Source organism: Adlercreutzia sp. ZJ304 (assembly GCF_011039075.1).
GTDB lineage: Bacteria > Actinomycetota > Coriobacteriia > Coriobacteriales > Eggerthellaceae > Adlercreutzia_A.
The window spans coordinates 23,938-33,805 of record NZ_JAAKEG010000018.1; the positions used below are offsets into that span (position 1 = coordinate 23,938).

9 protein-coding genes and 1 other RNA gene are annotated in these 9,868 nt (G+C 46.9%); 6 read left to right on the plus strand and 4 right to left on the minus strand.

The window, feature by feature from the left end; genetic code table 11:
- Positions 1 to 15: 15 nt before the first annotated feature.
- From G7Y46_RS08445 to ffs, 4 genes are all read right to left on the minus strand, one after another.
- Complete coding sequence (locus tag G7Y46_RS08445) at positions 16 to 318, minus strand: YbaB/EbfC family nucleoid-associated protein (RefSeq protein ID WP_165062470.1); 303 nt, start codon at positions 316 to 318, stop codon at positions 16 to 18.
- A gap of 82 nt (positions 319 to 400) precedes the next feature.
- Positions 401 to 2,305: a DNA polymerase III subunit gamma/tau gene (gene dnaX / locus G7Y46_RS08450; protein ID WP_165253926.1), complete on the minus strand. Its 1,905-nt coding sequence runs from the start codon at positions 2,303 to 2,305 to the stop codon at positions 401 to 403.
- 68 nt (positions 2,306 to 2,373) lie between these two features.
- Entirely contained in the window at positions 2,374 to 3,045 is a 672-nt protein-coding gene (locus G7Y46_RS08455; RefSeq protein WP_165253927.1) for a VTT domain-containing protein, read from the minus strand.
- A gap of 76 nt (positions 3,046 to 3,121) precedes the next feature.
- An RNA gene (gene ffs, locus G7Y46_RS08460) (signal recognition particle sRNA small type) lies at positions 3,122 to 3,217 on the minus strand.
- A 166-nt stretch (positions 3,218 to 3,383) separates the two neighbouring features.
- On the opposite strand from ffs, the gene nrfD (G7Y46_RS08465) reads away from it, so the two are divergent.
- The 6 genes from nrfD (G7Y46_RS08465) to nrfD (G7Y46_RS08490) all read left to right on the plus strand — a co-directional run.
- Positions 3,384 to 4,379, plus strand: a complete 996-nt coding sequence (gene nrfD / locus G7Y46_RS08465; protein ID WP_165253928.1) for an NrfD/PsrC family molybdoenzyme membrane anchor subunit — start codon at positions 3,384 to 3,386, stop codon at positions 4,377 to 4,379.
- On the plus strand, positions 4,376 to 4,903 hold the full coding sequence (locus G7Y46_RS08470; protein ID WP_241156028.1) for a GntR family transcriptional regulator: 528 nt from the start codon (positions 4,376 to 4,378) through the stop codon (positions 4,901 to 4,903). Before nrfD (G7Y46_RS08465) ends, G7Y46_RS08470 begins: the two co-directional genes overlap by 4 nt.
- The gene (locus G7Y46_RS08475; RefSeq protein ID WP_241157110.1) at positions 4,866 to 5,780 is read left to right on the plus strand and encodes a slipin family protein; all 915 of its coding nucleotides are present in this window, start codon (positions 4,866 to 4,868) and stop codon (positions 5,778 to 5,780) included. Before G7Y46_RS08470 ends, G7Y46_RS08475 begins: the two co-directional genes overlap by 38 nt.
- Before the next feature lie 347 nt (positions 5,781 to 6,127).
- A complete protein-coding gene (locus G7Y46_RS08480) occupies positions 6,128 to 8,605 on the plus strand; it encodes a molybdopterin-dependent oxidoreductase (RefSeq protein ID WP_165253930.1) in 2,478 nt (825 codons plus the stop codon).
- 9 nt (positions 8,606 to 8,614) lie between these two features.
- Positions 8,615 to 9,238, plus strand: a complete 624-nt coding sequence (locus G7Y46_RS08485; RefSeq protein WP_165062488.1) for a 4Fe-4S dicluster domain-containing protein — start codon at positions 8,615 to 8,617, stop codon at positions 9,236 to 9,238.
- Positions 9,239 to 9,254: 16 nt separating this feature from the next.
- The coding region (gene nrfD / locus G7Y46_RS08490) for an NrfD/PsrC family molybdoenzyme membrane anchor subunit (protein WP_165253931.1) at positions 9,255 to 9,868 on the plus strand (614 nt) is incomplete at its 3' end.

Below are 9,868 nucleotides of genomic sequence, written 5' to 3' on the forward strand. Positions count from 1 at the left end.
GGCTTATTCAAGTAATTAGAACGGAAGATTCATGCCGCCCATTATGCCGCTCATGCGATTATTGCTGGCTTCAGTGGCTGCGCGCAGCGCTTCATTTACAGCTGCCACTATCATATCTTGGAGCATTTCCGCATCGCTAGGGTCGATAGCTTCAGGGTCAATAACGATAGACTTTACTTCCATAGCGCCGGTTACAGTTGCCTGCACCATGCCACCACCAGCAGTAGCGCTGAATTCCATAGATGCTATTTCTTCTTGAGCAAGCGCAGCTTCACGCTGCATTTTTTGTGCTTGCTTCATCATCTTTTTCATGTCCATATAAATTCCCTTCACTTGGCGCTATAAGCGGCTAGGATTTTTCAATCAACCCAAATCTTTAAGAAATATAGTATCAAACTAATCAATTAACTTGTTGGAAGGTGACACCTTCGCCAAATGCAGCAGCTAGCGCATCGTTTAATTGGTCGGCTGTAGGTTCTAAAGCAGATGAATTGCTAGATGTGTTGGCAATATCTGTTTCGTCCCATGGTGGAGCGTCTGCTACATCAACATCTTCATATGCAGAAAGCGGCACCGAATCGGGCTCTGGAATTAAATCTGGCTGAGGTTGCGCGAAAACCTGTGCGGCAGCCGGTGCCGAAGCCTGCACGGGAGTTTGCGCCGAAACCTGTGCCGGAACCTGCACGGGAGTCTGTGCCGAAGCCTGCGTAGAAACCTGCGCGGGAACCTGCACAGAAGCCTGCGCCGAAGCACCAGATTTCACCAAAGTGAACGGCATACCGGGCGCGCCTGCCTTCGATATAGCATCAGCAATAGCATCTTTTACTTCTGGCTTTTGGCTAGCCTGAAATGCAAAGTCTGTATCGGCTGGAAACTGCACTATAAGATGGTCAGCCTCTAGCTTAGGACGTGCATTCATCAGCAACACGCCATAAGCGGCAGCTGTCTTTTTAAGGTGTGCCATAGCAGATGCCCAAAATTGCGGAAGCTGAGCCTCGCTTATATTCACAGCAGACGCTACCGGCTGCGTTTCCCGATCGGGCACAACTTGCACTACCGAACTAGCGCGCTGCTCAACAACTTCATCGGGATTAACCACAACAGGTGCAACAACTGGTTCTTCAATTTTCTGAACCGATGGCGAAAATGTTTCAGATGTCGCTACACAACCTGCCTCTAATGCTTCCACTCGCTCAGCCAAAGCTGCCAACGTCAGGTCTGAATCGGGGCGAACCATGCGCGTTAGGGCTATTTCAAACGACAACCGCTGATTTGTAGACGTTTTTAAGTCGGTCATTAAATCGCCCAATACGCCCAGCATGTTCGCAAGACGCTCGGGACCAAACCAAGCCGCTTCACTCTCAAGTTCCCTGCGCGCAGCCTCTGACACATCCAAAACAGTATCGGCACCAGCCAACTGCATCACATACATATTGCGCATATGCTCTGCTAAATCTTGTGCGAACTGAGCCAGATCGGCACCGGTTTCCATATACTCGCTTGTCCACCGAAAAGCAGCCGCCACATCGCGCGTACCTATTGCGCGCACAATGTCAGCCAAATCACTAGAATCAACCGACCCCAGCAAACGCTCCGCCAGTTCACTAGTAACTTTTCCATCACCAAACGCTATAAGCTGTTCAAGAGAAGTTAGGGCATCGCGCATTCCGCCATCCGCGCGATGAGCTATTAAATCTAGCGCATCACCATCAAACTGTATGCCCTCCATTTCGCAAATTGCACCTAAGCGACTGACCAGTTCCTCGTTGCTTATTCGGCGAAAATCGAAGCGTTGACAGCGCGAATGTATAGTCTCTGGAACTTTCTGCGGATCGGTTGTGCACAGCACAAACACAACATGGGCGGGCGGCTCTTCCAAAGTCTTCAGCAGCGCATTAAACGCCGCTGTTGAAAGCATGTGAACCTCGTCAATAATATAAACCTTGTAGCGTCCGCGTGTGGGCGCATAATTAACGCGTCCAATAATTTCCTCGCGAACATTTTCAACACCTGTGCGACTAGCCGCATCTAGCTCATATACATCGGGATGTTCGCCTGCAGCCACAAGATTGCAGTCTTCGCAAGTACCATCCGGGTCGGGCGTAGGTCCATTTTTGCATAGCAGCGCTTTCGCCAGCAAACGCGCCGTAGTGGTCTTACCGGTGCCACGCGGTCCTGTAAACAAATATGCGTGACTTACCTTATCAGAGCCAATCGCATTCTTTAACGTGCGCTCAATATGCTCTTGCCCAACCACATCCTCAAATATCTGCGGACGATATTTTCTATACAGCGCTTCAGTCATAAATAGCCTTCCGAATATTGAATAAGCGAAACTTCTTAAAATTCAATAATAGAATAACGACGGCGTATCTACTCTTTGTTGGCAGCCTTCTTTTTGCGAGACTCTAGGGCGGTTTTCACAGCGCCTATAACAGCCGGCGCTACCGACACAGCCACTATGCCAAGAACTATAACCTCGAAGTGCTCTTGCACAAAGGGCACGCCACCAAAGAAGTAGCCCGCAAGCACAAACAGGCTTACCCACGCCACACCACCAATAGCGTTCCACAGCGTGAACTTCGCAAAATTCATATGCCCCGTGCCTGCGATAAATGGCGCAAACGTGCGAAAAAACGGCATAAAGCGCGTAATAACAATTGTAAGCCCACCATACTTCGCGAAGAAACCATCTAGCTTCGCCATGCGCTCGGGCGTTAGCGCCTTCACCTTGCCCGAATCTATTATGCGATGCCCTAAAAAGCGAGCTATCCAATAGTTCGACGTGTTGCCCAGAATAGCCGCTGCGTAAAACACAATAAGACTGGCAGCCAAATTTAGCCCGCCGCCCGGTGCGCTAAAAACGCCCACCGCAAACAGCAACGAATCGCCCGGCAAAAATGGGAAAAATACCAAACCTGTTTCTACAAATACTATAAGGAACAGTGGCGAATAAACCCACACAGGACCAAGCGTAATTATCCAACCCGCAATAAACCCACGCGGATCGCGCAATAAGTTAACAAAGAAATCTACAATTCCCAATTTAGCTCCTAGCACCCGACTGGTCGTAGGACTTAGGCGCAACTATGATTACATAACTTTGACTGCATAAAGAAGCACCCCCGAAAGACAGGACGCTCGTCAGCGGTCCCTTATGGCTGCTTCCTCCCGGACCTGACCAGATTCAGAACTTGGCGCCGCCCTGTCCTTCGGAGGTGCTCCATGCATCTGAACAGTATAGACGAAAAACGCCCGTATCGTCTTCGCATATTCAAACCTATCTTTCACGCTGTTCGGATACGCCCATATATGACACGTTGTCATACTCATCCAAGAGTTTTTGTGTCATACTGACAATAAACTTCTATAAGGAGATTCTGATGTTCGGTGAGTTAGCCATCGCATATCTGTTTCTAGGTGGCGCAGGTGCCGGATGTTTAATTGTTTGCTCAACGGCAGACCTTGCATTTGCCCACCAACTTTCCAAAAAGATTATCCCTAAAACAGTCCCAAACGCGCTAAACACCCCAATGTCAATTTCAACACAAAAAGCACTACGAAGCGCCTTTGTAGTCGGATACCTTTTTCTGGCAACAGGCGCATTTTGCCTTCTCGCCGATTTGGGTCGGGCAGACCGCGCCTTAAATCTTTTCACAAACATTTTTCCTACATTTATAACTATGGGCACATTCGCAATAGCAATTACGCTAATTGTTGCCTTTCCCCTAGTCCTCTCAAAGTTGCTTTATTTGCCGCAAATAAAGCAAAATCTAACAATTGTTTTAGAGTTGCTAACTATTGCGTTTGGCTTCGTTACAGCCATATATACAGGTCTTTTGTTATGCGATATAGAAGCTGTAAATCTTTGGGCAACACCGCTTATTCCAATATTGTTTACGCTTTCTGCTCTTTCGTGCGGCGAAGCCATCCTTATCATATCCATATTCTTCACCGCGACCATACACGAAAAAAGCAAGCTGCTGAAATCCTTAATTATTATCGATGTGGTTCTTCTAGCTGCAGAACTTATTTGTGTAGTCATATTCTGGACAGCAGCAACAAATAGCAGCCATTCCGGTTTGCAAGAATCGGTGCGCCTGTTAACCACCGAACCGCTTTCTTTACTTTGGTGGGGTGGATTCGTTTTTGTAGGGTTGCTAATTCCGCTAATAGCCGAAATTACACTTTACTGCCTGCGCCGGACGCGCCGTCGTAATATAAATGCTCAACAATGCTACGCTATCGTTGCAACTATGGTGCTTTTTGGTGCCCTGTGCATGCGCTGGTCTATTGTAGATGCCGGAGCACATGCACAACTAGCGCTAGATTATCCTAAAGAGACATCTTCGATTTTGGAAGAAAGGGACGTTTCGTGATTAAGCTGAAAAAAATTGTACCCGCCGCCGATTTGTTTGAACTGGATGAACGAAGCAGCATCCCTATCTGGCTTCAACTGAAAAATCGTTTCATATACCTTATAACCTCTGGATACTATATGCCCGGAGATCAACTGCCAACAGTACGCGGACTTGCAGCCGATGTAGAAATTAACTACAACACCGTAAGCAAAGTGTATCAAAGCCTAGAAGAAGACGGCTACATACAATCCAAACGCCGGCAAGGCGCATTTGTATGCGACGTAAGCAATAAACCGGGTGTAAGCATTGCAGTAACGGCAGAAATAATAACTGTCGAATATATACAGCGTTGTCAGGAACTAGGAATGTCGCTCGATGATATCGGAATGCAATTCTCTACCAGCTTGTCTAAATTAAGACGCGCAGATAAGGGAGAAACAAATGAGAGTGAAGGGACGAAAGCAGAAAACCGCTGGAACGTCGTGGCATTCCCAGAGCCAGAGAATGGTTCAACCACACGTACAGCCGGAAGCGGGGCTTAATCACACATCCAGAAACGGTGCAATAGTTTTCTCCGTTTTCGTATTCGTCCTCGCAGGCGTATTAACACTTGCCATATATCAAACGATACAGGGAAGAATCGATATAGCCGCCATCTGCATAACCCTTATAGTCGGATGGCTGGCATCAAGTTCAATCCATTTTATAATGGAATGGGAGAAAGCCGTTATTATGCGGTTTGGGCGATTTAATCGCATAGCTGGTCCGGGCTTAGTATTCACCTTACCTATAGTAGAGTTTTATAGCCTACGCATAGATCAGCGAGTAATGGTTACTTACTTTGGTGCCGAAGAAACACTCACAAGCGATCTCGTGCCCGTTAATGTAGATGCCGTTATTTTCTGGATGGTATTTTCGCCCAAAAAAGCAGCACTTGAAGTGGAAGATTATCCGGTAGCAGTATCGTGGCTAACGCAGACAACGCTACGTAAAGCCATCGGACGCGCAACGCTTTCCAAAGCAGCAATGCGCCGCGATCAGCTAGATGCCGAGCTGAAAGAGGTACTTGAAACCAAGCTGTCCGAATGGGGAATAGATGTTATTGATGTAGAGGTACGCGACATTGTAGTACCAAAAGAGTTGCAAGACCCCATGGCAGCCGAAGCCATCGCTATGCGCGAGCGCAACGCCCGCATGATACTAGCAGAAGCGGAACGCGATATTTCTGCAATGCTGCACGATGCCTCGGCGGCATACGACGGCGACACCGATGCTATGCATCTGCGCACCATGCATCTTGCATATGAGTCGGTTAAAAATTCGGGTGGAACTCTTGTAATTCCTAGTGCCTTTAGCGAAGGTTTTAACGACCCAAATCTTGCAGAAAATCGTATACCAAAAAACGCCGACCATAAGTAGCGCCACCGTTTGCATTATCCGCATCTATACCATAGGTACCCAAACCTGCAATGCCCGCACCTAGCACCTGCATCTATCAATTTCTATTAATTATGAGTATATCTAGCAGGAAAAACTAGCGTCTTTATTCTGTAAATAGAATAAATTTGTCATATATTGTCCTACTAAAACTGTTGACTAGACGTTATGCGTATGACAAACTATGACAATAAAGGATCGGCCGATTCTCAAATTGGGGGAAGTCTCACAGATTCTCTATATTCAAACGCATAGACAAATTCGTCATGTGGGTGTCTGCGAGGTTTCCTAGAAAATTCATTTTTCAAAAGAAGAATGGAGGAGAGAAGATGTCGGATACGATCAAGGAAAAGACAAGTCTAACCCGGCGCAATTTCCTAAAAACCACAGCAGCAGTTGCAGGTGCTACAGCAATTTCGGGTAGCACCCTTACTGCTTTTGCAGCTGAAAGTGGTGATGCGGGTGCCGAATCTACCGAACAGGTATATCAGGGTGTATGCAGAGGTAACTGCATGGGCGGATGTCCGCTAGACATATACGTGCGCAACGGAAAAGTAGTGCGCGTTTCAGCCTCTGATGTGCCAGATGACCGCTACAAGCGTGCATGCATGAAGGGTCTTTCGCATCCTCAAAAAATGTACCTCCCCGACAGGATTCTGTACCCTATGAAACGTGCAGAAGGAACTGAACGTGGCGCAGGCGCTTGGGAGCGAATTACATGGGATGAGGCAATAAGCACCATTTGCAACGAATGGACTAGACTGCGAAAAGAATACGGAACAGGCGCTATTGGATGGTGGACCCAATCTGGTCAGTTTGGCTTGCTAAGCGGCTGCCACTACAACGGCGCATACACGCGCTTGCAAAATGCTATGCAGGCTATTCCCATTTCAGGTTCAATCGACATGAACTATTACACGGCAAGCAGCGCAATGTTTGGAAGCAGCCTTGTAAGTCAAACTAACGAATTGACCGACTTCGCAAATGCGAAAACCATAATTGCGTGGGGTTCAAACTTAACCGAAGCACAAATTCAAGCGTGGCATTTCTTTGCTGACGCTATTGACAACGGCGCAAAACTAATCGTAATAGACCCAGCATTCACAACAATTGCATCTAAAGCCGATCTTTATGTTCCGCTTCGCCCCGCAAGCGATGCTGCTTTGGCTTTAGGAATGTGCAACATTATCATCGAGAAAGATCTTGTAGACTGGGACTTCGTAAAGAACCACTCCGTTGCCCCATTCCTAGTTAAAGAGGATGGCACATATCTGCGCCAAAGCGACTTAGGTCTTGGCGAAAAAGGTGCCAAAACCGACCAAGTTATTGTTATAGATGCCGCTACCGGCGAAGCTGTAGCATCATCTGAAACCACCAATCCTACCCTAGAAGGCACACACGAGGTTGCTGGTTTTTCTGTTCGCCCAGCATTCGCATTACTGCTGGAAAGAATCGCCGAATACACGCCAGAAAAGGCTTCTGAATTAAGCGACGTTCCGGTGGAAGTAATGGAGCAAATTGTAGACTTGTACACCCAAAATGGACCGGCAAGTATGTTCTGGGGCTTCGGACAAGACAGATACTACAACGGTCATGGCTCTTATTATGCAATGGGAACAATGTCTATTTTGGCAGGCAACATAGGCAAAAAGGGATGCAGCACCGGAGCATGCTCTTACAACAGCGTTCCCCTAGATGCAAAACTATGCACCAGCCCAATTAAAGCTAAACAAGAAGACACCGTAGGCGGAGGATCGGCTTCTTACACAGCCGGCGTTCTGGCTCTAAAAATGGCTGAAGCTATAAAAACGGGCACATACAACGGCAAACCGTTTGTTATGAAAAGCATCTACATTCATAACTGCAATCCGCTGAATTACGTAGCTGACCGTCAATCTATTTTACACGACGTTTTCGACAAGATGGAACTTATCGTAGTAGCTGAAACCAGACCTACAGATACAACGGTATACGCCGATATAGTTTTACCGTCAGCACACTGGTTCGAGCAGGAAGACTTTACTTGCGGCACTGCCCACTTACAGCCATTTGCCGTTCTGCAAGAAAAAGCCGTAGAACCTATGGGCGAATGCAAACCTGACTATGAAATATTCAAGCTTCTTGCTGAAGGTCTTGATATGCCATATGTATACGACGGCTTAAATTCCGAAGAGGCATTGCGCTACATTTTAGATACACCTACAGCTGCAAAATTCGGCATAAGCTACGATCGTATGAAGAAGGAAAAAGTAGTCCGCTGGCTGCCGGGTAAAAACTTTATCTTCGCAGCGGGTGGAAATTTCACAACCCCCACCGGAAGAGCTCAGTTCTATTTTGAAAAGCCTGTTGCCTCTATGCAGTACGGTCAAACAATTGATGTAGAACTGGAGCATTTGCCATTCTTCATTGAGCCTTCAGAAGCATGGCCGAGCAACCCTCTTGCAAAGAAATACCCGCTTACATGCTATCAGGAGCACACACGATATCGCGTACATTCCAATTTCAGTCATATTCCATGGCTTCGTGAATTCGACCCCGAACCAACAGTGAAAATTCACACTAAAGATGCAGAAGCGCGAAACATAAAAAGCGGTGACATGGTTCGTCTGTTCAACGATCGCGGGTCGTGTACGGTTCGCGCAATCGTTACCGAAGGAATTAGGCCCGGTACTGTAAACACTCCTCATGGTTGGCAAGCCGATCAATACGTTGAAGGACATTATCAAGATCTGACAAGCCGCGAGACAAATCCCTACATTGCTAATTCGCAGTTCTCCGACTTACTTGTTGAGATTGAAAAGGCATAGGTGAGTAAAATGCATTATGTAATGGTTATAGATCTGAAGCGTTGCGTAGGTTGCCATACATGCGCGCTAGCTTGTAAAGCTGCTAATAATGTTCCAGAGGGCATAGCGTGGAATCGCATTCTTACCGATGGCGGAGACGAGCCCGATACTCCATCGGGACAATTCCCCGACACATTAGCAATGCAATATATGCCCGTCTCGTGTCAGCATTGCGAAAACCCAGCTTGCGTTAAGGTGTGCCCAGTAGGAGCAACTTACAGAGACGAAGAAACTGGTATTGTGCGACAAGATTACGACAAGTGCATCGGGTGTCGTATGTGTATAAGCGCTTGCCCATACACAGGCGTGCGTAGCTTCAATTGGGAAGAACCAAAATATGCTGTAGATATGACATTTGGCGATGCCAACATACCTAAGCATCAGAAGCACGTAGTTGAGAAATGCACATTCTGCTACCAGCGTGCAGCTAAAGGCGAAACGCCGGCATGTATGGAATTGTGCCCCGGCAGAGCACGTTTCTGGGGAGATTTAGACGACCCCAATTCCGATGTGGCAAAGATGATACAGAGCCGCTCTTACAAACAGCTATTGCCACACGAAGGCACTAAGCCGTCTGTGTATTACTTAGTCTAGGGCGAAAGGAATAAAAATGACTGAGACAACTTCTGCGGCTACTGCCGCCAATGTCAAATCGCCCACATCAGGCGAACAAAAACAAGCAAAGCCTAAGGGTGCATTGTTTAACAACAAGGGTGTAAATATAGGAATTTTGGTGTGTGCAATACTTGCTGTAGCAGGAATTGTGCTATGGGGTATACAGCTTACAGGTGGCATGGTGCAAACATCCATGAGAAACCTTGATAGCTGGGGCTTATACATTACTATGTTCATGTTTTTTGTAGGTCTTAGTGCAGGAGGTCTAATCATATCTTCTGTACCTAAGGCATTTGGAATACAAGGTTTTGGAGCAATTAGCAAAATCGCAGTATTTTCCTCTATCGCATGTACTATCGCTGCTATTGGATTTGTAGTAGTAGATTTGGGACAACCTGCGCGCCTTTGGGAGCTATTTGCATACTCAAATCTTGCAAGTCCGCTAATGTGGGACATCATAGTATTGGGTATATATCTAATACTGTCTTGTGTATATCTTTGGGCACAGCTGAAATATGAAAGTGGCAAGGTATCTGCACGTGCTCTTCGCATAATAAGTGTAGTAGCTCTTATTTGTGCAGTACTAGTTCATAGCGTAACTGCTTGGAT

Coding starts and splice junctions, on each gene's coding strand:
- G7Y46_RS08445 (WP_165062470.1), bottom strand. CDS start 318: ATGGACATGAAAAAGATGATGAAGCAAGCACAAAAAATGCAGCGTGAA.
- dnaX (WP_165253926.1), bottom strand. CDS start 2,305: ATGACTGAAGCGCTGTATAGAAAATATCGTCCGCAGATATTTGAGGAT.
- nrfD (WP_165253928.1), top strand. CDS start 3,384: ATGTTCGGTGAGTTAGCCATCGCATATCTGTTTCTAGGTGGCGCAGGT.
- G7Y46_RS08475 (WP_241157110.1), top strand. CDS start 4,866: ATGGTTCAACCACACGTACAGCCGGAAGCGGGGCTTAATCACACATCC.
- G7Y46_RS08480 (WP_165253930.1), top strand. CDS start 6,128: ATGTCGGATACGATCAAGGAAAAGACAAGTCTAACCCGGCGCAATTTC.
- G7Y46_RS08485 (WP_165062488.1), top strand. CDS start 8,615: ATGCATTATGTAATGGTTATAGATCTGAAGCGTTGCGTAGGTTGCCAT.